This is a genomic window from Acinetobacter sp. 1424608 (genome assembly GCF_000588255.1).
GTDB lineage: Bacteria > Pseudomonadota > Gammaproteobacteria > Pseudomonadales > Moraxellaceae > Acinetobacter > Acinetobacter nosocomialis.
Window position 1 is genome coordinate 1 of record NZ_JFXL01000006.1, and the last position, 24,817, is coordinate 24,817.

At 39.7% G+C, this 24,817-nt stretch carries 19 protein-coding genes, 4 tRNA genes and 1 pseudogene; 10 read left to right on the forward strand and 14 right to left on the reverse strand.

Annotated features, from left to right (window positions below):
• A partial coding sequence (locus tag J678_RS11915) for an IS256 family transposase (RefSeq protein WP_017482080.1) occupies positions 1–264 on the forward strand: 264 nt, incomplete at its 5' end.
• 34 nt (positions 265–298) lie between these two features.
• On the opposite strand, the pseudogene J678_RS0104170 reads toward J678_RS11915, so the two are convergent.
• Positions 299–664: pseudogene (locus J678_RS0104170) on the reverse strand (SDR family NAD(P)-dependent oxidoreductase); the annotation flags it as partial.
• A 112-nt stretch (positions 665–776) separates the two neighbouring features.
• Here J678_RS0104170 and J678_RS11920 point away from each other — a divergent pair.
• Positions 777–1,673 (forward strand): LysR family transcriptional regulator, encoded by an 897-nt coding sequence (locus tag J678_RS11920; RefSeq protein WP_002053490.1) that lies wholly within the window; start codon positions 777–779, stop codon positions 1,671–1,673.
• A 65-nt stretch (positions 1,674–1,738) separates the two neighbouring features.
• On the opposite strand, the gene J678_RS11925 is transcribed toward J678_RS11920, so the two are convergent.
• The 6 genes from J678_RS11925 to J678_RS11950 form a co-directional block, all read right to left on the reverse strand.
• Positions 1,739–1,814 (reverse strand) — tRNA-Lys (locus J678_RS11925).
• A gap of 22 nt (positions 1,815–1,836) precedes the next feature.
• Positions 1,837–1,912, reverse strand: a tRNA-Lys gene (locus tag J678_RS11930).
• Between the two features lie 22 nt (positions 1,913–1,934).
• Positions 1,935–2,010, reverse strand: a tRNA-Lys gene (locus J678_RS11935).
• 22 nt (positions 2,011–2,032) lie between these two features.
• A tRNA-Lys gene (locus tag J678_RS11940) sits at positions 2,033–2,108 on the reverse strand.
• Positions 2,109–2,228: 120 nt separating this feature from the next.
• Entirely contained in the window at positions 2,229–4,070 is a 1,842-nt protein-coding gene (locus J678_RS11945) for a long-chain-acyl-CoA synthetase (RefSeq protein ID WP_017393970.1), read from the reverse strand.
• A gap of 191 nt (positions 4,071–4,261) precedes the next feature.
• Positions 4,262–7,591, reverse strand: coding sequence for an Rne/Rng family ribonuclease (locus J678_RS11950; protein WP_017393969.1), 3,330 nt, complete (start codon positions 7,589–7,591; stop codon positions 4,262–4,264).
• A gap of 722 nt (positions 7,592–8,313) precedes the next feature.
• Between J678_RS11950 and J678_RS11955 the strand changes: the two genes are divergently transcribed.
• The 4 genes from J678_RS11955 (at position 8,314) to J678_RS11970 (ending at position 11,336) form a co-directional block, all read left to right on the forward strand.
• A complete protein-coding gene (locus J678_RS11955) occupies positions 8,314–9,246 on the forward strand; it encodes an RluA family pseudouridine synthase (protein ID WP_001089411.1) in 933 nt (310 codons plus the stop codon).
• Entirely contained in the window at positions 9,243–9,917 is a 675-nt protein-coding gene (locus tag J678_RS11960) for an HAD-IA family hydrolase (RefSeq protein ID WP_017393968.1), read from the forward strand. The genes J678_RS11955 and J678_RS11960 overlap by 4 nt, the downstream gene beginning before the upstream one ends.
• 70 nt (positions 9,918–9,987) lie before the next feature.
• Entirely contained in the window at positions 9,988–10,680 is a 693-nt protein-coding gene (locus J678_RS11965; RefSeq protein ID WP_006582245.1) for a helix-turn-helix transcriptional regulator, read from the forward strand.
• Between the two features lie 50 nt (positions 10,681–10,730).
• Entirely contained in the window at positions 10,731–11,336 is a 606-nt protein-coding gene (locus J678_RS11970; RefSeq protein WP_006582244.1) for a glutathione S-transferase family protein, read from the forward strand.
• A 57-nt stretch (positions 11,337–11,393) separates the two neighbouring features.
• On the opposite strand, the gene J678_RS11975 is transcribed toward J678_RS11970, so the two are convergent.
• Entirely contained in the window at positions 11,394–12,071 is a 678-nt protein-coding gene (locus tag J678_RS11975; RefSeq protein WP_004710735.1) for a DUF1345 domain-containing protein, read from the reverse strand.
• Positions 12,072–12,329: 258 nt separating this feature from the next.
• Positions 12,330–13,229, reverse strand: coding sequence for a DNA-binding transcriptional regulator HcaR (gene hcaR / locus J678_RS11980; protein ID WP_017393967.1), 900 nt, complete (start codon positions 13,227–13,229; stop codon positions 12,330–12,332).
• Between the two features lie 704 nt (positions 13,230–13,933).
• On the opposite strand from hcaR, the gene J678_RS11985 reads away from it, so the two are divergent.
• A complete protein-coding gene (locus J678_RS11985; protein ID WP_017393966.1) occupies positions 13,934–14,986 on the forward strand; it encodes an MBL fold metallo-hydrolase in 1,053 nt (350 codons plus the stop codon).
• A 68-nt stretch (positions 14,987–15,054) separates the two neighbouring features.
• Here the strand turns inward: J678_RS11985 and katG are convergent, their stop codons facing one another.
• The 3 genes from katG to J678_RS12000 form a co-directional block, all read right to left on the reverse strand.
• Complete coding sequence (gene katG / locus J678_RS11990) at positions 15,055–17,211, reverse strand: catalase/peroxidase HPI (RefSeq protein ID WP_017393965.1); 2,157 nt, start codon at positions 17,209–17,211, stop codon at positions 15,055–15,057.
• Between the two features lie 512 nt (positions 17,212–17,723).
• Entirely contained in the window at positions 17,724–20,018 is a 2,295-nt protein-coding gene (gene ptsP / locus J678_RS11995; protein ID WP_004710729.1) for a phosphoenolpyruvate--protein phosphotransferase, read from the reverse strand.
• Positions 20,019–20,102: 84 nt separating this feature from the next.
• On the reverse strand, positions 20,103–20,588 hold the full coding sequence (locus J678_RS12000; protein ID WP_000567255.1) for an RNA pyrophosphohydrolase: 486 nt from the start codon (positions 20,586–20,588) through the stop codon (positions 20,103–20,105).
• Between the two features lie 183 nt (positions 20,589–20,771).
• On the opposite strand from J678_RS12000, the gene J678_RS12005 reads away from it, so the two are divergent.
• Positions 20,772–21,422: an HAD family hydrolase gene (locus J678_RS12005; protein ID WP_002053378.1), complete on the forward strand. Its 651-nt coding sequence runs from the start codon at positions 20,772–20,774 to the stop codon at positions 21,420–21,422.
• Between the two features lie 153 nt (positions 21,423–21,575).
• Positions 21,576–23,015 (forward strand): DUF2252 domain-containing protein, encoded by a 1,440-nt coding sequence (locus J678_RS12010; RefSeq protein WP_017393964.1) that lies wholly within the window; start codon positions 21,576–21,578, stop codon positions 23,013–23,015.
• Positions 23,016–23,019: 4 nt separating this feature from the next.
• Here J678_RS12010 and J678_RS0104175 read toward each other — a convergent pair whose 3' ends face one another.
• A complete protein-coding gene (locus J678_RS0104175; RefSeq protein WP_017393963.1) occupies positions 23,020–23,616 on the reverse strand; it encodes a hypothetical protein in 597 nt (198 codons plus the stop codon).
• A 95-nt stretch (positions 23,617–23,711) separates the two neighbouring features.
• Between J678_RS0104175 and J678_RS12015 the strand changes: the two genes are divergently transcribed.
• The gene (locus J678_RS12015; protein ID WP_006580478.1) at positions 23,712–23,948 is read left to right on the forward strand and encodes a hypothetical protein; all 237 of its coding nucleotides are present in this window, start codon (positions 23,712–23,714) and stop codon (positions 23,946–23,948) included.
• A 5-nt stretch (positions 23,949–23,953) separates the two neighbouring features.
• On the opposite strand, the gene J678_RS12020 is transcribed toward J678_RS12015, so the two are convergent.
• Positions 23,954–24,814 (reverse strand): LysR family transcriptional regulator, encoded by an 861-nt coding sequence (locus J678_RS12020; protein ID WP_004710713.1) that lies wholly within the window; start codon positions 24,812–24,814, stop codon positions 23,954–23,956.
• Between the last annotated feature and the right edge of the window lie 3 nt (positions 24,815–24,817).

Here is a 24,817-nt window from a genome sequence, read left to right on the forward strand (position 1 = left end):
GAAAATATCCGAACGATCTTTAGCTATCCAGCCGAAATACGTCATGCAATTTATACAACAAATGCGATTGAGTCGTTGAATAGCGTAATACGCCATTCAACGAAGAAAAGGAAAATCTTTTCATCTGATGACTCAGTAAAGAAGGTCATTTACTTAGCAACATCAAATGCTGCGAAGAAATGGACGATGCCAATTCAAAATTGGCGTTTAGCAATGAATTGGTTTACGATTCAGTTCGATGATCGATTAAAAGATCATTTATAAAAAATGGAACTTACACAAAATAATTTACAGGCTCAATTTTTGAGTTGATATCGCTCATGCTATCAAACTCTTGTTCTGTCGTTTCTAAAAATGACTTCTTTAAGACCTTTCCAACTGTATTAATCGCAATATCTATTCCACCAAAATGCTGCTTAGTGTCTAAGAATAGCTTCTCGATGTTATCGATATCTGTTAGATCTGCCTGAATTAGAATTGCATCTGCACCCAAGGCTTTTACGTCTGCGAGTGTTTGCTCGGCATCTGCTTAAGTTTCTGAACTGTTATAGTGAATTGCGAGTTTTGCTCCTTGTTCTGCAAATTTTCGGCTAATGAGTCCGCCGAGGTTTTTAGCACCGCCAGTAATCAATACAACTTTATCTTTGAGGCTATGAGTTGTCATGATGATTGTTCCTATGATGACTTGTTTTAATGTATTTTTAGTCTAGATTGGCGGTAATTTTTGATCAATTGTGCTATTTTGGTTTAACTATTCAGAAAATACGAACAATTAAATGGATCGTTTGCAGCAATTTTTTATTTTTACAGAAGTCGCTAAACGACAAAGCTTTAGTGAGGTTGCACATCGACTCGATTTACCGCGCTCAACAGTAACGAGTGCTATTCAACAGCTTGAGACTCACTATGGCGTACGCTTATTTCATCGAACTACACGTAAAGTCAGTCTTACGCAAGATGGACAGCGAATATTGCCAGAATGCCAAAATCTTTTATTGGACTATGAACAATTAGAACAACTCATTCAGACCCAAAAACAGCATTACCGAGGCACATTAAAAATTTCGATGCCCAGTCGGATTGTGCATCAAGTAATTATTCCTGAACTGTCAGATTTTTATCATCGCTATCCAGATATACATTTGCAGCTTAATAGTTCTGATGACATGACTGACTTAATTGAAAAAGGAATTGACTGTGTTGTTCGGGTAGGTGAGCTAGATAGCAGTAGTTTAATTGCAAGATTTATTGGCCATTTGGTCATGGTGAATTGTGCAAGTAGAGGCTATTTAGAACAGTACGGTATGCCTGAACAATTAGAAGATCTATCTCAGCACAAACTCATTAACTATGCAGGAGCCGTAGGTGAAAAGCAGGGTGAGTTTGTATATCAAGGAGGAAGCGTGATGATGGATAGTGCTTTAAGTGTAAATAATACCGAAGCTTATAGTGCTGCGGCCTGTGCAGGTTTAGGGATTATTCAAGTTCCTTACTATGATGTTCAAGATAAAATTGAGCAGGGAATCTTGGTTGAGGTCCTGAGTGCTTATAGTGCACCGTCACTTCCACTTAATATTTTGTATCCCAACAGGACTTATATTCCGAAACGATTAGAAGTTTTTATGAATTGGGTGGGAGAGGTTTTAAATCGAAAATGTATCGTCATCTTTTAGTCATAAAAAGAAAATAAGATAACAATAAAAAAAGCCTCTCAAATTGTGAGAGGCTTTTTAGAATTTGGTGGGTCGTCCGCGACTCGAACGCGGGACCAACGGATTAAAAGTCCGCTGCTCTACCAACTGAGCTAACGACCCAAATAGATTCAAAACAGATAAGTGGTGGGTCGTCCGCGACTCGAACGCGGGACCAACGGATTAAAAGTCCGCTGCTCTACCAACTGAGCTAACGACCCAAATAGATTCAAAACAGATAAGTGGTGGGTCGTCCGCGACTCGAACGCGGGACCAACGGATTAAAAGTCCGCTGCTCTACCAACTGAGCTAACGACCCAAATAGATTCAAAACAGATAAGTGGTGGGTCGTCCGCGACTCGAACGCGGGACCAACGGATTAAAAGTCCGCTGCTCTACCAACTGAGCTAACGACCCGTATCGTTTTGATGTCGCGTATTTTAGCAAGTTATTCAACTAACACAAGAGGAAATTTAAAAACATTTGCATGATTGCCTATAAAAAGCACGATTTCGTCTTGTTTAGCTAAAAAATGAACTAAAAACGGTATTTATATGCCTGAATGTTGTCAAAAATTTCAGTTGTGATGTCACAGTAACTGCTTGCACCAGGCAATAAAGCGAGTAAACGTTCAGAAGTTTTGCTCGGATTAAACGCATCTTCTTTCAATTTATTCTTCTGATATTTAAATGTGCCTGTTGTTTCGACCTTTTTTTGTACACGTAAAAATACCGGTACAGCATAAGCAGGCAAACACTTCTTAAACACAGTGACCATTTCGGTTAAATCTGCATCATTTAACTCTTCACCATCTGCCAGCGTAATTGCTGCCATACCAGCACGGCCGTTGGTATTTGGAATTTCTACACCATACACAACAGCTTCAGCAATTTTTTCGTATTCACACACCATGTTTTCCACTTCAGTGGTCGATACGTTTTCACCTTTCCAGCGGAAAGTGTCGCCTAGACGGTCCACAAACTGAGCATGACGGAAACCGATATCTCGAACTAAATCACCAGTGTTGAAATAAGAGTCGCCTTTTTTGAACACATCTTTCCAGATCACAGACTTGTTCTTTTCAGGGTCGGTGTAGCCATCAAATGGAGAGCGGCTAGTAATTTTGCCAATTAAAAGGCCCACTTCACCTGCTTTAACTTTTTGACACCAGCCGTTTTTATCGCGGATTGGTTCATTTTTTTCTTTATCGAACTGAACAATGGCATATGGTGTAGGAGAGAAGCCAACTGTGTTGTCAAAGTTGAAAATGTTGCTAAATCCAACGTTACCTTCGCTCGATGCATAAAGCTCAAGCACTTCTTTAACACCGAAACGTTGTTTGAACTTGTCCCAGATATTTGGGCGCATGCCGTTACCGATCATTTTTGTGACACGATGGTTACGGTCAAGTTCCGTAACAGGAGCATCCATTAAGTAGCGACAAAGTTCACCGACATAACCAATAGCAGATGCATTAAATTTTTGAACGTCTTTCCAGAAAGCGCTAGTCGAATATTTACGACGAATTGCAAGGGTTGCACTTCCAGCAATTACACCACACCAGCAAACCACCACACCTGTTGCATGGTAAAGTGGTAAGGTCACATACATGACGTCATCTGGTCCTAAGTTTAAGATATGGCCATAAGTACCATACGCTAATGTCCAGCGACTGTGTTTGAAAATAACTGCCTTTGGTAAACCTGTTGTACCAGAGGTGTAAATATAAAACAGGCCATCATTACCAGTCACAGAATGGGTAGTGGATGGGTTAAATTTTGGAAATTGATCAATTTGGTCAGCTAGATTGATATAACCTTGAGGTGCTGTACCCGAATTTTGACGGGTTGCCTGATCTGCGAACCAGTGGAAACGATCTTTAGGAACATTTAAATCCTGACGAATTTCGTCAATAGCAGCACGAACTTCTTCACCCGCAATAACAGCAATTGGCTTTACCAGATTGATGCTATGAGCAAGAACCTTACCGACTTGTGATGTATTCACAAGCGCAATCGTGACTCCAATCTTGGCTAAACCAATAATTGTTGCGATTAGCTCAGAGCGGTTTTCAATCATTACAGCAATGACGTCACCCTTATGCGCTCCCAGCGAAAGGTAGTAATGGGAAATCTGGTTTGCCCATTCATTTAAAGCTTCATAAGAATAACTTTGATCTTCAAATAATAATGCCGTGCCTTTAGGATTTCGCTTAACAGCTTTTTCAAAAGCAATACCCAAACCTGTTGGAGTATGTGATGTTCTTAAATAAGCCTGTCTAAGACCATTTAGGATATGGGGTACTTTGGGAATGAAGCTAGGAAGTCTTGTGGCAACATCACCAAGCGTAATGATATCGGTCTGTGTTGTCTGGCTCATATCAATCCTATTTATTTTTCGATCAATCCAAAAAAGGTTGTGGGGCAAAAAGTCCAATAGTTTTCATGGTTCACCATGCTTTTAAAACTTTTCTTCTAGTGCAATCAACCTAATTGGTTAAAAATAACAAAAAAAACCTAGTCATCGAAATGACTAGGTTTGTTTAAATTAGCTGCAATTGAGCAAATGGCTTACTCAGCTACAGGATTAGCTTTTTTTGGCGGACGGCCACGAGGACGGCGAGGACGACTTGGTTTATCCTTGTCGGCTTTAGCGTCTTCTGTTTCAGCATCAGCTGCCGCTTCAGTCGGAGCCGCTGTTTCTTCAGGAGCTGCTTTCGCTTTGCTTGCTGCTTTTGATGGCGCAGGTTCTTTTGCTACAGGAGCTTCAGCTACTTTTTCTGTAGTTTTTTCTTCTACAGGGACAGCTTCAGGCTGTGCAACTTCAGTTGACTGATTAAGTTCAAGCGGTTGCTGTTCTGGTTCAGCAGTAGCTTGTGTTTCAGCTGGTGCAGTAGCAACAGTTTCTTCTGCTACAGGAGTAGGAGTTACAACTTCTTCTTGAGCAGAATGTTGTTGTTTCACTTGCTCAAATGCTTGCTCCGCAGCTAATTTTGCTAAACGGCGACGTTCACGCGGGTCATTTGCAACACGTGGAGTCGGTGCTTGCGATGGAGTAAGTGGAAGTACTGGTGCTGGTTCTGCTTCTTCAGCCGGTTTATGGCTTGGAAGTTCTGCATCACGAGTTACAGGCTTTTTCTCTTCTGTTTCAGAAGTTACTTCAACCACTAAAGTGCTTGCATACTGTTCTGCAAACTTTTGCAATGCACGATTAAACGTTGGTACTAAACCAAATTGTTCAATCAATACGGTACAGTCTTCGCCATATACATGACGAATTAAGCTACCGATCGTGTGTTGTGCCAAAGTTGGAATTTGCGATGGCGCAATAGATGGCACAGCAGCTTTGGCTTGTTTAGCCTCACGTTGCTGACGACGACGCATACGTGGGTCATTGCTAGCACGTTGGATTTGTGGCTGAGCAGCTTGTTCAGTTGGCTGAGCTTCATTTTTTGCTTCAGCAACAACTGCTTTCTCTTCTGCAACAGGAGCTGGTGTTGACTCTGGAGCAACTTCAGCAGGAGTAGGCTCAACACGCTCAACTTGGCGTTCAGGTGTAAGCGCCACAATCTCGCTTTGACCTTGATCAACATTAATAATTAAAGCAGTGTTCATGACATCATGCTTAGGTGCATCAATCACATCAACTTTAACTTGTTTTTCATCAACAACAACTGGTGCCGGCGTATTTTGATTTTCATTTAATACGCTTGGATCGCGGTGGCGATTTGGACGGTTCGGACGCTGTTGATTATTGCGATCACGACGTGGAACAACAATTTCAGTTTGTTGTACATCATTATTTTGATGTTGCTGATCTTGCTGTTGTTGACGTTTTTGCTGACGTTTTAACTCACGTTGCTCTTGGCGTGACAACTGAACCACTTCTTCATGCACTTGATGTTGCTGTTCATGAGATTGGTGATGCTGCTCACGTTGCTCTTTATGTTTACGCTTTTTGTTGTTCTGACGTTGTTGCTGAGATTTATCATCTTTTTCAACATGTTCACGAACTTCTTGTTTCACAGGTGACTGTGAAATATAAGCGTTATTTGTTTGAACTGGCGCAACTTCTGCAACAGCCGGTACGGCTACTTGACCGAACTGACCACGGCTAACAGCACCCGTATTTACCATTTGCTCAATCGCAGCAGCAGCGTTTTGTGCTGAACGAGATTGATCAACAGTTTGCGCTTGTTTTTGAACAAATAAGTTTTCTAACCATGCACAAGGACTTGCTGCTTTTTGAGCTGCAGGCTGTTGTGCTACAGGTTGAGTTGCATGGCTTGTCTTTTTCTGAGCAGAACCATTTTTTGAAGCAGGAGCTGTTACATGAGCATGATCTGCTTCTTCTAAATGCCATTCAGAAGACTCATAACCTAACTCTTTCTCACTAGAGCGAGTTGCTTCAGTACGTTCATAGCTAGATGGAGCAAAACCATCTGGGTTATAAGCAATTTCGTAATGTGGAGTTTCTAAGTGCGGGTGAGGTAATACTGTTACACGTACACCAGAAGTTTGCTCTAAATACACCAAACTATGGCGTTTTTCATTAAGCAAGAAGGCTGCAATTTCAACTGGAACTTCAACCTGAACTTCACCATGACGTTCACGAAGAGCAATCTCTTCAACTTTACGCATGATTGAAAGAGAAAGTGAACGTAAGTCACGAACCATGCCTGTACCATGACAGCGAGGGCATACATAACCTGTTGCTTCTTCAAGCGATGGACGTAAGCGTTGACGGCTCATTTCCATTAAGCCAAAACGAGACAACTGACCGAACTGAATACGGGCACGATCGCTTTGGGTTGCTTCACGAAGTTTTGCTTCAACCATACGTTGATTGCGTTCTTTAGTCATATCGATGAAGTCGATGACAACTAAACCGCCAATGTCACGAAGACGAAGTTGACGAGCAATTTCTTCTGCTGCTTCAAGGTTTGTATTCAGTGCAGTTTCTTCAACATCATGTCCGCGAGTTGATTTCGCAGAGTTAATGTCGATTGAAACTAAAGCTTCAGTCTGGTCAATTACGATTGAACCGCCAGAAGGAAGTTTTACTTCACGTTCGTAAGCAGTTTGAATTTGGCTTTCAATACCAAAATGAGCGAACAATGGCTCGTTTAAAGTATAAGTTTTTAATTTGTCTAATTGACGTGGCATAACTGCTTTAACAAAGTTATATGCTTCGTTATAAGCCTGTTCACTATCAATTAAGATTTCAGCAACGTCATCACGTAAGTAATCACGAATCGCACGTGTTACAACGCCAGCTTCCTGATGAACAAGCATCGGAGAAGGGCCTGAGCTTGCTGTACTTTGAATTTGTGCCCAAAGGTCAAGCAAGTGTTGTAAGTCGAGTTGTAATTCTTCTTGAGTACGGCCTATACCAGCGGTACGTACAATAACGCTCATACCACGAGGTACATTTAAAGACGCTAAAATTTCTTTTAACTCTTCACGCACTGAACCTGAAATTTGACGGCTAATACCACCACCTTTCGGGTTGTTTGGCATAAGAACCAAATAACGGCCTGCAAGAGAAATAAAAGTAGAAAGGGCTGCACCTTTATTACCACGTTCTTCTTTTTCAACCTGAACTAAAAGCTCTGTGCCTTCAGTAATAAGTTCACGAATGTTTGAAGTTTGACGTGGGTCTGCCTGAAAATAGCTGTTCGCAATTTCACGCATAGATAAGAAGCCTTGACGACCTGCGCCGTATTCAACAAAAACAGCTTCTAATGAAGGTTCTACGCGGGTGACATGGCCTTTATAGATATTGGATTTTTTCTGTTCTCGGGTACGATTCTCTAAATCAAAATCGTAAAGACGATTACCAGTGATAAGTGCAACGCGAACTTCTTCGGCATGAGTTGCATTAATCAACATACGTTTCATGGGTGTGACACCTAATAGTGACTCACACAAACAAACCTAACAAACTTAAAGGTTCTGAACGAACATCGAACATGACGGATCATTTCCCAGATCTCAAAATACTTGTGGTCTGAGTCATCTGTTACCGGCTACATTTAGCCTTAGCTTCGATTCTCGTCTGTGATGTAGGCAATACTGCTTCAACCTTTAAATCGGAATTCCCTTTTGCTTCACTGGCGGGGGAGCGGGGCATTGGTTAATGACTTTCACTGTCATTGGGCGCGAAGTGACTTCTTTATTGGAAGTTTGATACGGAATGCTCATCGTATCGGTGCTTTCGGCAGTTCCAATGCATCAACGCTTTAGCCTGAAGGCAACATTAAGGATCGATTTGTCTGATGTGTATCAGTTTACGTTCCATAACCAACTAGAGTTGGTAACATATTTTTTTGAACAAACTGAATTAAACGCAACAGTTTGTCATTTTGCCGATATAATAAGCCTTCGGCGTCGGCATAATTCTTTAGGACCTGTCCGAGCTGGTGATGAAAGCATCATTTTGATTGAGGTTTCAATCAGGGAAATTTCCCTTTAGATGTTCACTTACGGTGGTATCCGTGCGCTGACTATATCAAACCTTGCAGCATCTGCCTATGGGCTAAGCTTAGATTTCTTGTGAAAAAACTAAGCTAATCGGTCATTTATTAATCAAATTTCGTAAAATTTCAGGTTTAAATATTAGTATGAATTCTACACAGCAATGGCAAAGTGTCACTTGGTTTGAGGTGGATGAGCATCAAGCAGGACAACGAATCGATAATTTCCTGTTTTCACGTTTGAAGGGTGTACCAAAGAGTCGAATTTATCGTTTGATTCGTGAAGGTCAGGTTCGCGTGAATAAAAAACGTATTAAAGCCGAGACCAAACTTGCAATTGGGGACCAGATTCGCGTTGCGCCTATTCGTTATGAACAAAAAGATGAAACTGCTGTTCCTGTAAGCGACAGTGTAGCTCAAGGTTTATTAAGCCGTGTGGTTTACGAAGATGAAGGCCTATTAGTTGTAAATAAACCTTCAGGTATTGCCGTACATGGCGGTAGTGGCGTGGCGTATGGTTTGATTGAGGCACTACGCGCGGCAACAGGTAAAAAATATTTAGAACTGATTCATCGTATTGACCGTGACACTTCTGGTCTGGTCATGATTAGTAAAAAGCGTAGCACTTTAAAGTTGCTACAAGATATGTTGCGTGAACACAAAATTCGTAAGACCTATGCCGCTATTGTAAAAGGTCAGGTAAGTCTTGATAAACAACTCATTGATGCTCCTCTATTTCGCTATGAGTTAGCAAATGGCGAGCGTCGCGTACGTGTATCTAAAGAAGGTAAGCCAAGTAAAACCGAATGGGTGGTTGCAGAGCGCTTTAAAAATGCCACACTGGTTCATGCTTCGCCTTTATCGGGTCGTACCCATCAAATTCGTGTACATGGTTTAAGTATTGGACATCCTTTGCTGGGTGACGATAAATATGGTCACAACACTGCTTATGCGGGGCCTGAAGCACGCCGTTTGTGTTTGCATGCCATGCGTTTAGATATTCCGGGTTATCCAACGATTGAAGCACCGTTACCAGAAGACATGACCCAGTTATTAGAGGCTTTGAGAGTAGCAAAATGAGTCTGAAAACCGAATTAGTGATTTTTGACTGGGATGGTACTTTATATAATTCTGTCGGTCAGATTGTTGCAAGTTTACAGCATGCGGCCGAGCAGCATGAGTTAACGCTAACGGATGAAGCCGCAAAAAGTATTATTGGTTTAGGTTTACCGGAAGTGATGCAAACTTTATTTCCAGAAAAACCAGAGCTACATGAATTGATTTTAAAAGCATATGGCGATCACTATATTGCCAACTCGACAAATGATGCATGGTTCGAAGGTATTTCTGAGTTACTTCATGACTTAAAAGCTCAAGGTTTAAAACTTGCGGTAGCAACAGGTAAAAACCGCCGTGGATTAGACCGTGTGATTGCAAAAACACAAAGTACTCATCTGTTTGATGTTACTCGAGCAGCCAATGAAACCCGTTCAAAACCAGACCCGCTTATGTTACAAGAAATCTTGAATGTAACAGGGGTAAGCGTCGAGCGCGCCATAATGATTGGTGATAGTAGCTATGATCTTGAGATGGCACAGCGTTTAGGTATGCCACGTATTGGTGTTGGCTATGGTGTGCATTCGATCGAAGTTCTACAACAGTTCCAGCCTTTAACGATTGCTAAAGATGTACCTGAACTGCACAACTTTTTAAGAGAGTATGCAAAGCTCTCTAATGCAGATGTAGCGTAATTTAGAATGATATAAGAAGGGGGAATTTATTCCCTCTTATTGTATGTCCAATAACAATAAGACGAGAAAAATGAGCCGTTCTATTCGTTTATTAAATCTTTTACAGCAACTTCGTGAATCCCGTTATCCAGTGACTGCACACGTCTTGGCTGAGCGTATGGGAATTAGTGTTCGTAGTATTTACCGCGATATTGATAGTCTACGAGCCCAAGGTGTGAGAATCGATGCATCAGCGGGTTTAGGATTTCAGCTTAAAGAAGACATAGTATTGCCACCAATGACGCTCAATGAAAATGAAGTTGAAGCTATTTTTCTGGCGTTGTATTGGTTGAAGAGTGTACCCGATCAATCTTTACAATCGGCTTCTACATCAATCTTAGCTAAATTAAATTCTGTTCTGCCTGAACATCGCCAATATTTATTACAGCAAACAACCTTAAGAGCGTTTAACACATGGCTGCCTGTAGATAAAAATCAGGTTGAACAAGTACGTTTAGCCATTCGGCAGCAAGTCAAAATTACAATGCATTATCATGATGAACAACAACGAAGTAGTGTTCGAACCTTGTGGCCTTTTGCCTTGGGATACTTTAATGACAAAATTGTGTTGGCCGCATGGTGTGAATTAAGACAGGACTTTCGACATTTTAGAATGGATCGTATTCAACACTTAAGTTTAACCCAAGAAGTATATCCATCATTTAAGCAGCAACTCTTCCAGCAGTGGTGGGCACAAGAATCGCAGACTACTGACAAAAACTGACAAAAGATATTTGTAGACTAGAACCACGATAAACAAGGAGCCATAAAAAAATGAGCCTTAAACTTTATACTAACAAAGAATCGCGTGGTGTAGTGATCGACTGGCTTTTAGTCGAGCTTGGTGTTGAATGTGAACGTATTGAAGTTGCATACCGAACCGAGATGAAGTCGCCAGAATATTTAAAAATTAATCCTTTTGGAAAAGTACCTGTATTGGTAGATGGCGATGTTGTTATTTATGAGTTAGGGGCAATTTGCGCATATCTTACGGACAAGTTTAGTGACAAAGGCTTGGCACCAGCCTTGAATGATCCAAAGCGTGGTTTGTACTATCGTTGGTTATTTATGATGGCAGGTCCTTGGGAAGCTGCTGGCGTTGATAAAGCTCTAGGAATAAAAGTATCTCCTGAGCAAAAAATGTTTGTGAGTTATGGTGATTACAACGATGCTTACCAAGCTTTGATTCAAGGGCTGAGTGAGGCTAATCCATACTTATGTGGTGAACAGTTTACGGCAGCAGATGTCAGCGTGGGCGCGATGTTGTTATGGCAGTTGAAAATGAACACGATTGAATCACACCCTACCATTACACGTTATGTTGAAACGATCAAACAACGTGAAGGGTTAAAACAAAGCAGTATGGGCGGATTATTGTAAACCTATGCTGCTTCGAGCCACCTTTTAAGGTGGCTTTTTGTTTTTTAATCAAAAGCTTTAATTGCTAATAAAACCCGCAGCGACGTTAATACAAATTGCTAAAATAGTCGTGTTAAAGCCAAATGCCAAAACGAAATGAAATAAGTTTAGCAAACGCATATGCCTAGTGGTAACCGATACATCTGCTGTTTGTGCTGAAGTACCAATAATATAACTAAAATATAAGAAATCAGGATATGTTGGATTTTTGGTCCCTGGAAAATCTAATCCACCACTTTCTTCATTTCTGGATAAAGCCATGTAAAAGTCATGTGCATAGTGCAAGGCGAAAACGGTGTGCATAAAAAGCCATGCTGAAACAATGGTAAGTAAAGCTAAAGCAACATGTCCTAATTTTGCATAATGGTCAGAAGGAAGCTGAGACAGCTGTACTAATATAGCAACTAGACACATAGAAATTGCAAGTAAAACAATCAGCATGATGACCCATTTGCTTTCATCTTGTTTTTTAGCTTGCTGCTGCATTTGAGAGTGATCAGCATTTTTCATAAGTTTGAAAACATTCAATAAATATAAGCCAATCGAACCGTTCCAGCTTACTAATAAAATAGTAGACCATTTCCATGAAGTGAACCAAGTCAATAGAATTCCGGCAATAACGCCAACGAATAAAGCAATAAAGAAGTGAGGTCGGTTTTTTACGCTACGCCCCAAATGCTTTAATAGTCCCAACATTTACTCGACTCTCCTTATGCCGTAAAAACTATTTTTTTACTATTTGGTTAATTTAACATTAAGTTTTATATATTGTTTATACTTTTGATTGTCTTTTTAAATAATATTTTTGATAAGCTAAAATATAAAAAATTATCGCAATTTAAATAATGGATCAAAAGTATAAAATAAATCTTAAGCTCATTTATTTTATACTTTAATTCAGATTTTCTAACTAATTTATTATTGCCAAATAAAGTTAACTTTAATTTGTCGTATTTAATCGATATTCTTATCAAGATGAAACACTTTATTGAGCTGGTCAATAAATCTTTTAACACCTACAGATTCTGTATTTTTACGATAACTGACAAATAAATCTAAAGAAGGTAAATCCACATCTAAAGGGCGAACTACTGTATTTGATACACCTAGAGGTGCAACATAGGCTGGTAAAATCGTACAACCTAGACCTGACCCAATCGAATTAATATTGAGTAAAATACTATCGGCCTTTTGTACGATATTCAGATCAATACCATGAGTTTTAGTAAATTCTAAAATAGTATTGTGCAGCGTATTCGATTGTTCGGCGGCAGGAATAATAAAATCTATACCGTGTAAAGCTTTTACAGGAATGCGTTCATATTTAGCCAAAGGATGGTTTCTAGGTAATAAAAAAATTAATGGTTCTGTTAAAACAAATTGGCTTTGGATTTCATCGGTTTCGGTATTATCACGAGTGAAGGTGATGTCGAGTTCACCTCTTTTTAATGCTTTGAGTTGTTCTGTATTATTTAAGCTTGATAGTTCAATGGTCAGGTCAGGATGTTGTAATCGTAGATTTGGAAGTACGTACGGGAAAATTTTCATTTCTGCAATGGGGACAAAACCAATACGTAATAATTGTTGTTTGGCCTTTGAGACTTGACGTGCCATCGCTACAGCTTTATCTGCTTGAGCAAGTGTTAAACGGGCATGTTCTAAAAATACTTCACCTTCTTCAGTTAACTCGACTTTACGTTTTGTACGGTTTAAAAGTCGTACACCGACATCTTCTTCTAAATCTTTAATTTGTTGGCTAAGGGAGGGTTGAGCAGTATAGAGTTTTAGAGCGGCCTTACTAAAATTTAATTCTTCAGCAACAGTGATGAAATATCGAAGATGGCGTAATTCCATAAGACTAATCCAAAAAATGTCTTACTATGATTTAAGTAAAGTATAAAGCATAAAACTATATAGCGTGAAGATGCTTTAGATATTTATAAAATAAATGAAAATTTATAAATCATTATTAAATTAATATGAAATTTTTCTTAATTATTAATTTATAAAATATATTAATTGCCGATTATTAACTGTTTTTTTTAAATTTTCATAGGAAATTTTAATTTCTTTTTTAAAAATCACTTAAAGTTTTCTCATATTATGAAAAAATCTATTATTAATGCAGAGATTTAGGTGTTGATTTTTTTAGCGAAAAATTTTGGAAAGTATTTTTATAGTAAATGTATCACACTTATATTGCTCTATTTTTTTAGTTTATCAATCATCGATAAAAGTTGATAAAATTAAGCAATTTAAAAGATTTATTGAATAACTAAGATAAAAGTAGTTCATCCTTTAGCTATAGATTACTTATTATATACTATTGTTATGTTATACAGTAGCTTTTAATAAGAACTGTAAGTAACGAATCACAAACTCAACACATCTAAACATTTTTTTGTGGCACTTTAGATTGGTGTATGTCGGCGGCGACAAAAATAAAGGGATATTTATATGATAAATAAGTGTAAGTGTCATAGCTTAATTTATTTAAATCGCTAAGATAGAAAATTGAATGAATCATCCTCCTGATGCTACAACCATAGAATAAGCCCATGAAAGACAAGCCGACATTAACTTATCAATTGCCGACTCAGTCCTGTTGGACGCATACATGGATAAAACCGCCTTTTTGTCATCCTGAATTGGGCCATGAAAACGACACCCGTTTTTATAATCAGCAGCCTAGATCGCCTGCACGAGGATCGAAAGAATTATTGCGTTGGTTAGTCACTCGTGAATCTTATACATGGAATGTTGATATTCAAGGTGAATACGAAACTCGTGTGAATACACCAATTGCCTTACCACAGAACCGTCCTCATGCGGATTTAGATGATTGGCAAGTATGGTTTGTAGGTCACGCTACTGTACTCATTCAAATTGGACCATATAACTTTATTACCGACCCGGTTTGGTGTGATTATGCGAGTCCGTTGCATGGGCGTGGACCACGCCGTGTATGCCCGGCCGGTTTTGCTTTGGAACAGTTGCCCACTATTCATGGAGTCTTACTGAGCCATAATCATTATGATCATATGGATTTGGCAACGCTTGAATGGTTGCACAAGAAATTTGCGATGCCGATTTATACAGGGCTTGGCAACGGGTTTTACTTGCCTAAAGATTTCCATGTCATTGAAATGGATTGGTGGCAAGAAATTCCTTATCATGAGTTAAGAATTGTCTATACACCTGCTCAGCACGGTTCGGGGCGGGGCTTACATGATCAAAATAAAGCACTTTGGGGTGGTTTTTCGGTTTTAGCAAAAACAGGTCATTGTTTTTTCGCTGGTGACACTGGCTATGCAGCACACTTCAAACAGATACATGCACGTTATGGCGCACCACGTGTTGCTTTACTTCCAATTGGAGCTTATGAACCTCGTAAACTAATGAGCTACGTTCACATGAACCCTCAAGATGCAGTTCATGCACATTTGGATTTACAAGCGCATCGTTCTGTTGCGATTCACTATCGAACTTTCCAGTTAACAGATGAAGATCGGGAAGACCCTGAACATGCTTTAGCTCAAGCTATTAAAGCTTCATCAAAACTTGCTAATCCCTTTTATTGTATTCGAGAAGGGCATAAATTGACTGTCTAAAAGCCTATGGTTTTTATATTAAAAAAGCCAGTTCAAATTGAACTGGCTTTTTATTATTTCGACTTAAATTAAGCTAAGTCAAAACGGTCAAGATTCATGACTTTTGTCCATGCTGCAACAAAGTCTTTAACAAATTTTTCTTTACCGTCGGCTTGAGCATAAACCTCTGCCAATGCACGTAAGATTGAATTAGAACCAAAGACTAAATCATTGCGTGTTGCAGTAAATTTAACTGCACCTGTTTTACGATCTTTGCCTTCAAATACTTCACTTGTTGAATCAACAGGTGCCCATACATTCGACATGTCGAGTAAGTTTGTAAAGAAATCTGTGCTAAGTACACCGACTTGCTGAGTGAATACACCATGCTGTGAACCATCCCAATTGGTGCCCAGTACACGTAAACCACCAATTAATGCAGTTAACTCTGGTGCAGTCAAAGTCAGTCGCTGAGCTTTATCAATCAATAAGATTTCAGCTGGTGTGTTGACTCCCTGTTTTTTCCAGTTTCTAAAGCCATCAGCAGCGCCGAGTAGTAATTGGAAAGTTTCAATATCAGTTTGACTTTGTAATGCATCTACACGACCAGGAGCGAATGGTACGCTAACGTTGAAACCTGCCGCCTGAGCAGCTTGTTCTACACCGATGTTCCCTGCAAGCACAATTAAGTCAGCCAATGATAATTGAGTTGATGCTTTGAGTTCTTCAATTTTAGTTAAAGTCTCAACAGCTTTTTTATTGACTTCCCAACCACGTTGAGGAGCTAAAGCAATGCGTGCACCGTTTGCTCCACCGCGTTTGTCTCCACCACGGAATGTTGATGCTGATGCCCAACCAAGAGAAACCAACTCACCGGCAGATAATCCTAATGCAACAATTTTTGCTTTTGCATCAGCAATACTTGCAGCAGATGGAATAGCGTTAGCGGCCGGTAATGGGTCTTGCCAAATTAAATCTTCAGCAGGGACTTCAGGACCTAAATAACGTGCTTTTGGACCCATATCACGGTGAGTTAATTTGAACCAGGCACGAGCAAAAGCATTTGCGAAAGCTTGAGGGTCGTTATGGAAGCGACGAGAGATCTTTTCAAATTCAGGATCAAAACGTAAAGTCAAATCTGTAGTCAACATTGTTGGCTTACGTTTAATTGACGGGTCGAAAGGATCAGGAATAATTGCCTCAGCATCTGCTGCTACCCATTGGATTGCACCAGCAGGTGAACGTTCTTGTACCCACTCGTATTTGAATAGGTTTTCAAAGAAGTAATTGCTCCATTGTGTTGGTGTCTGTGACCAAATCACTTCTAAACCTGACGTGATCGCATCTTTACCCACACCTGTGCCATAGCTATTTGCCCAGCCAAAGCCCATTTGCTCAATTGGAGCGCCTTCTGGATCGGCATGAACATGGTCAGCAGAGGCTGCACCGTGAGTTTTACCTAAAGTATGACCGCCTGCAATCAAAGCAACAATTTCCTCATCGTCCATTGCCATGTTGCCGAAAGTCGCGCGAATAAACGGCGCAGCTGATCTTGGGTCACCGCTAGCTTCTGGGCCTTCAGGGTTTACATAAATTAGTCCCATCTCGGTTGCCGCAAGATTACTGCCAGCTAAAGCTTCAGAGTTACGGTGAGCTAACCATTCTTTTTCATCGCCCCAGTTTACATCGTTGTCTGGTTCCCAAACATCTTCACGGCCTGCACCAAAACCAAAGGTACGGAAGCCAGAAGACTCAAGTGCAATGTTCCCGGCAAGAATAAATAAGTCAGCCCACGATATTTTTTGACCGTATTTTTGTTTAACAGGCCATAGTAAACGGCGTGCTTTATCTAAACTTGCGTTGTCAGGCCAGCTATTTAAAGGCGCAAAACGTTGTTGACCACGACCCGCACCACCACGGCCATCACCCATACGGTAGGTGCCGGCAGCATGCCATGCTAAACGAATAAATAAGCCTGTGTAATTTCCCCAATCGGCTGGCCACCAATCTTGGGAATCGGTTAAGACATTTTTGATATCCGCTTTAAGTGCGTAGTAGTCAATTTTTTTAAATTCTTCACGGTAATTAAAATCTTTACCAAGTGGATTAGAGCGTTCTGAATGTTGATTGAGTAAGTCGACGCGTAATTGATTTGGCCACCAGTGCAAATTAGTCGTGCCACCACCGACTGTTACTTGCGGTTTTGAGTTATGACCTGAAAAAGGACATTTTGATTCGTTTGACATGATTATATTCTCTCTGGGTAATATTTATTTGAGCTCTTAATGGAACCGAAAGCTCATTTTCCTGGACTTCTGGGTTAAAAAAATGATGCTTATCGAATAAAGAAATGAGGAAACAAGTGGTGAGATAAACCGTTTTAAAAATTTTTCACTGTTATGTCAGCTCATCATTTTTATTCAACAATACATGAGTTTCCTTTGTTTATTATTCCTTCAATTTACTGCATGAAGGCTAAAAAACAAGAGGGAAAATGGTTCGACTTTTGCAAATAATGATGCATGGCATGAGCTCCTTAATCATTGAAACATCGCAATATCTTTCAATTTCGTTCTTTAAATATACTAAAATTTGATTATTTATTTTTCAAATGGATTAAATTGTCTATATTAATAGGTAAAATCGATTTTAAGGGTTAAGCAAAATTGTTGAGTACGGTAAATGAGGATTTGAAAAAAGAAAAAACTAAAACTAGTTCAATTAAAAAGGAGAGTTAAAACTCTCCTTTTTTAAGTATTTATACGGTGACAAGGCGGTTAGATTTAACCATATCCGCCAAACCATGCGTTTTAAAGTAATACTCAAGCCAGCTTTTTACAATAAGCGGGTTATTCATTTTCATGACATCATCAAGTAACTTTTGCGCATCTGTCATTGGTACATGGCAAATTGCTTTACGCACACGCAAGATATTGCTTGAACTCATAGAAAGAGTATTAAAGCCCATTGCCATTAGTAAGATTGCTGATAATGGGTCACCCGCCATCTCACCACAAATACTTACCGGTTTTTGGTATTTGTGACATTCCTTCACCAGTCGAGTCAACGCACGCAAAATAGATGGATGGAAGTGTGAATATACGCTAGCCACATGCGGATTATTACGGTCTACCGCAAGTAAGTATTGAGTTAAGTCATTTGAACCAACCGAGAAGAAATCGACAAGTTCAGCAAACTCATCAATTTGAAGCAGTACACTTGGTACCTCTACCATAATCCCGATTTTTGGTTTAGTAATTTTAACTTGCTCTTCTTCTTGCACGGCTATCCAGTCTCGCTCAAGTAAATAAAGTACTTCTTCGACTTCACTTACTGTTGTCACCATTGGCAATAGAATATGCAAGTTATTTAAACCAATACTGGCTTTGAGCATTGCTCGGATTTGTGCTGAGAAAATCTCTGGATGATCGAGTGTAAAACGAATACCGCGCCATCCTAATGCTGAGTTTTCTTCTTCGATACTAAAGTACGGTAAATCTTTATCGGCACCAATATCGAGGGTTCGCATTACCACTGGTTTATTGGCAAAGTGACTCAACTGTTGGCGGTAGATTGCACGTTGTTCTTCTTCACCCGGGAAACGTTCCCGTAACATGAATGGAATTTCACTTCGGTATAGACCTACACCTTGCGCGCCACGTTGTACGCCGCGAACAACATCAATCATGAGACCTGTGTTTACAAATAGTTGAACAGAAACCCCATCAGGAGTAATCGCTTCTTTGGTCTCGTATTGTTTGAGATCTTTTGCGATTTGCTCGTCTTCTTTTTGAATTTCTTTATAGCGTTGGCGTAAACGACGTGGAGGGTTCACAAAAACGCGTCCCTGATAGGCATCCACAATCATTTCCGCGTCATCAAGCGTATTTACAGGCAGTTCAGTAACACCAACTACAGTTGGAATACCTAATGCGCGTGCCACAATCACCATATGTGAATTAGCTGCACCTTCTGAGGTTACAATAGCAGCGATATTATCGACCGGTAACTCGACGAGCGCAGCAGTACTAATTTCTTCACCAATTAAAATACTATCTGGACTGAGTTCACGGTGGCTAGAATCTTCTTCTTGTAAACACGCTAAAATACGTCGGCCTAAATCTTTAAGATCGGAAACGCGTTCGCGAAGATAGTCATCTTCCATTTGCGCAAATAGGGCAGTGTGCTTTTCAATTACACGACGTACAGCACCTTGTGCCCAATGACCATCACGAATCAGATCTTTAATTTCTGCAGGTAATGCATTTTCATCTAGCATTCTTAAGAAAACACTAAATAAAGCGCGTTCTTCTGCCATGAGTGAATCATGCATTTTTTCGTCTAAAGAACGAATCTCTGAACGAACTGATGAGATTGCTTGATCTAAAAGGCGAAGTTCATGGCTAATATCTTCTGCTTCACGGTCAGGTACAGCACCCAGATCGGCAGGGGGATATAAAATAATAGCGCGGCCTAAAGCAACACCGCCTGCACCTGAAGCACCTTGGAAGGTTTTATAGGCAGGTCCATTGCTTGGTTTACGAAATACATCGATGTTACCAACCGCATGAGCATGTGCAATTACCCCGGAAAGCTGTGCACATAGCGTAACTAAAAAGGACTCGGCTGCTTCGCTAAAATCTTGAGGAAGTCTATTTTGGACGACTAAAACACCCATAACCTTGCGACGGTACATGACAGGTACGCCGAGGAATGAGTTATAAATTTCTTCGCCCGTTTCGGGTAAGTACAAGAAGCGCTCATGCTTTGGGGCATTATCAAGGTTAACGATTTCCTCTCGTTGCCCAACCAGACCGACCAAGCCTTCACCTAACTGCAATGAGACATGTCCAACAGATTCTGGATTTAAGCCTTTTGAGGCCATCAAGACATAACGCTGATTGCGTTCATCGAGTAAATAAATAGAGCAAACATCCACTTTCATGGCCTCAGCAACCTGATTGACCATAATGTCTAACGATTCATGCAAACTCACGGACGCATTAATCTCTTGGACAATGCGTCTTAGAGTGTCGAGTTGCATGTTTGACATGGATGTATACTCCAGTATTTTTTAGACTATGAATGTATTTATAACAGCACTTTTAATAAAAATCATTTGCTAGATAAATGATTTTTAGGGTAATTGTTGCATAGGCAACTGTGTACACAACTCCACCATGGCTTTGCGGTAAACATCACGCTTAAAGTTCACCACTTGACCAAGAGGATACCAATAGCTAACCCACTGCCATTCATCGAATTCGGGCGGGTCAGAGAGGTTCAACTGAATATTTTTTGCAGGCGCAGTTAACTTCAGTAAAAACCATTTTTGTTTCTGTCCGATACATACGGGGTCAGAGTCTGACCGAATGTACCGATGTGGCAAACGATAACGCAGCCATCCCTTGGTTTGCGCAATAATCTGGACATGTTCGGGCAATAAGCCGATTTCTTCTCTCAGTTCTCGAAAAAGTGCCTGTTCAGGGGTTTCTCCAAACTGGATGCCTCCTTGTGGAAATTGCCAAGCATTGTGACCAATGCGCTTTGCCCATAAAACCTGTCCATCATCGTTTGCCAAAATGATCCCGACATTCGGTCGGAAACCTTCTGAGTCGATCATTTGGCTACCTAAATATTTGTCTATATCGTTGACTTTGACCACGGGGACCAACAACTTTTTATGTCCAGCTCGAAAAGATCAAAGTAAAATGTTTAAATTGTTACGATCTTAACGAATTTCTATCGACTAGCGGAGATAGATTTACATTTTTTTTCTTAAATTTCAGTTTAAACGAGAATTTTCATGAAACTGGCGTTGTTTGATTTAGACCATACCTTGTTAAATACCGATTCAGACCATTCTTGGGGTGAATTTTTAGTCAATGAAGGTTTGGTTGATCCGGTTCATCATCGTCAGATGAATGATAAATTTTATGAAGATTACAAAGCAGGGCAACTTGACCCCTATGCTTATAATGAATTTGTTTTTGGCTTTTTAACTAAGCATGACAATAACTATTTAACTGAGCTTCATCAGTTGTTTATGGAAAAAGTAATTCGCCCTCAAATGCGTCCTAAAGGTTTTGAGGCGATTAAGAAACATCAAGATTTAGGCCATACCATTGTGGGTATTACGGCAACGAGTGATTTTATTACGGCGCCGATTTTCCGTGAATTTGGCATTACTGAAATTTTAGCAACCAATGCCGAAGTTGTTGATGGCAAATATACAGGTAAAGTTGCAGGCTTAGCATGTTATCAAAAAGGTAAGCTTGCGCGTCTTGACGATTGGTTGGCTGGACGCAGTGTGTCTGAGTCTTGGGCTTATTCAGATTCAATCAATGACCGTTTTTTACTTGAATATGCAACACATGCAATTGCTGTAAATCCTGATGATCGCCTAGAAAAGTTAGCTCAAGAGCATAACTGGGAAATTCAGGACTGGTCGATTTAAGATTGTAGATTTGGAAGACCCATACGGTATTTAAGGTTTTCCAACTCTTAATTCATTAGGTTTAAATCGTTCTTTTTATATCCTATGAAAATCCTAATCCAAAAATAAATATTGATAAGTTCAATAAAAATAAATTTAAAAAAAGAGGTAATAATGTCAAAAACACCACAGATTAAATTACCAGAACAACTTTGGAATAATCAAAGCATTGATTTAACACGTCATAGCTATCAAGGAAAATTACTGAGTAAAAGTGAGGGTTTTAAATTAGGTAAGACTCAACGGAAAAAAGTACCGCTTGAACAACTTTCAAAACTTTCTGAACGACCAGAAGGAACAACTGCTTTAACGATCTATGATTGGAGTAACCAAGGACGTTTAGAAAAACTCAAACCGATTCGTGCAAAACGGATGAGCGTTTCACCATTTACATTTTATCGTGGCATGCCTTCTTTGATGCTATTTGACCAAGTGTGGGAGCCACTAAATTCAGGTTTATTTCAACAGATTTGTGGTGATTGTCATTTAAGTAACTTTGGTGGTTTTGCAAGTCCAGAACGCAACCTATTATTTGGAATTAATGATTTTGATGAAACTTTAGTTGCCCCGTTTGAATGGGATGTAAAGCGTTTAGCAACCAGTTTTGTGATTGCAGCACGCGATATTAATCTTGCAGATAAAGTGGGTTTAAAAGCAGTTAAAATAATGCTGAATAGTTATCGTCAGCACTTATTGGAAAATGCGAAACTTTCGCCCCTACAAGTTTGGTATGAAAAAATTGATGCTGTTACCTTATTAGAAAATACTGAATGCCGAAAACTAAGAAAGAAAAGCGAAAAGGATCTTGATTCTGCACAGAAAAAAACGGTGTACTCTGTATTGCCGAAGCTTACACAGCAAGACCAAGATACTGGCTTACGTCATTTTGTAGATGATGCGCCGTTATTATGGCACCCAAATGCAGATGAACCATTTAGTAAAGATGTTGACGTATTCTTTAAACAATACCGTGACTCTTTGAAATATGATCGCCAAGTCCTTTTTGATCGTTATCAATGTACAGATGTGGCTTTTAAAGTGGTTGGTATTGGAAGTGTTGGTACACGATCAGCCATAGCATTATTTCAGGATGCAGATCGGGAACCATTAATTTTACAAATGAAAGAAGCGAATCCATCAATTCTTAGTCCGTTATTTGTAGAACAAGTAAATCACGAAGGTGAACGTGTAATACATGGCCAGCAACTGATGCAGGCCGCAAGTGATATATTTCTTGGATTTTCCTCAATATCAACTCAACATTTTCATGTACGTCAGTTACGTGATATGAAAATCTCTTTTAATCTTAAGGATATGGATGAAGAGTATTTCTATAAGTATGCTGAAGATTGTGGCTTGGCTTTAGCGCATGCCCATGCAAAATCGGGAAATGCAGATGTACTTATAGGATATCTTGGAGAGGGCGATACGATTGTAGACGTATTACAAACCTATGCAGAAGAATATGCAGAGCGTAATCTAAACGACTATCAGCAATTTATGAATGAAATTGTTGATAGTAAGATTCAGCTCGCCGGAGATGACGCGCTTTAATAAATTATTTAACTTTCTCTGTGGCATGCCAAATATTTGGGTCAGGGTTCTGTTGATGCCAAAGCTTGAATTGCGCCCGCCATTGCTGAAAGGGCTCCGATAACGTAGGGCGTGGATCATCACTTAAGCTATAAGCCATGCCTTCCACCAGCCATTTAGGTTTAGTCAGCATTGCTATATTTCCCCATTCTTCGGCTTGTCGATGATGAATAAGCTCATGAGTGATATAGAAATCTTTCCAGCCTCGCGGTGCAACCAATAACCCCAAATTACCAACCGCTTTAGCGGCTGCTTTTTCCATACCAAAGGTATTGGCACATTGTGGAGTGGAGCAAAAAACCATAGTGGGCTGTTGATGAAAAGCACCTAATTTATCTTGGGTTTCTTGTAATGCCTGATTATAAAGTGTGTTCGCAAGAGGTTGTGTCTTTGGATCATCTACACAGACTTGACCATCACAATGTAACAATGAAAGGTGATGGGCGAAAATAACACGTATCGGTTTAAACCAAATAAATGTAACTAGAACTAAGATAGCTAAAGTTATAAATATATATAAACCGACTTTAATTATATTTGAATATGGATTCTTCACGATCATGAATCTTAAGCGAAAAGTATAAGGATAGTAGAGTAAAGGGTATATATTTACAGTATTATTTCTAATCAATATATAACTTTATTAATTAAAATAGCATGACTAAAAATAAGCGCACTAAAAGTAAAGGTAGCAATGGTTTCTTTCAAGAATTTATAGATCAGCTCATTACCGCTATTTTTGGTGAGTTACTTATTTATATCATTGCTTTACTGTTTATGAGTGCACTTGGCGGAATTATTTTCGCTGCCATATGTTTCAGTTGGGGCGTTCTATTTTTACTACTACCTTTCGCAGTTTTGATTTATATCCTTGTTAAAAAATATAGCCATTAATACCGTTATTCTTGCATCATTTTAATCAACTCTTGCATGGCTCTAGATTGCGTACGTGCAGGGTGCCATACCATACCTAGCTGACGGTTCATCTCGACATTTAAATCGAGCTGCTGCATATCTTGATTCAATAAAGTTTTTGGTAAAACTGACCAACCTAAACCAATAGAGACCAACATACGAATTGACTCTAGAGGGTTATTACTCATAGTAATTTTCGGTTTAAGCCCCTGTTTTTCAAACTCGGCCAAGGTGATTTGGGCTGTATAAGTCTGTGCGGCAGGCAGCAAACTTGGATATTCAATTAAATCTTGTAAGGTTAAATTCTTTTTTTGAGCCAATGGGTGAAATGGAGCAGCTACAAAAACTAAAGGATCATTCCAGATGGTAATGTAGTTAAGACGTTCATCACCTGAAGGAGGAAGCGTTAAAAATGCCAGCTCTAAATCACCAGCAAGCACCTGTTCGTGGGCTTGTTCTGAGTCAACAAAATGTACGTCTAAAGTGACTTGTGGAAACTGCTGAACAAAGTGTTTAAGTGGAGCAGGTAAGTGGTGCAAACCGATGTGATGACTCGTGCCAATTTTTAAACGGCCTTGTATTTGTGTTTGTTCATGACTTAGCGTGTGGTGAATATCTTTAAGTTCATTTAACCAGCTTTTGACTTTTGGTAATAATGAATGCGCAGCATGAGTGGCTTGAACCCCACGTCCTGCCGACTCAAATAGCTTTACGCCGAAATATTCTTCGAGACTATGAATACGTTTGGTAACAGCAGGTTGGGTAATAAAGAGTTGATCTGCAGCCACAGAGATAGACCCTGTTTCCATAACTTTTACAAAAGCTTCAAAGGCTGCAAGATTCATAAT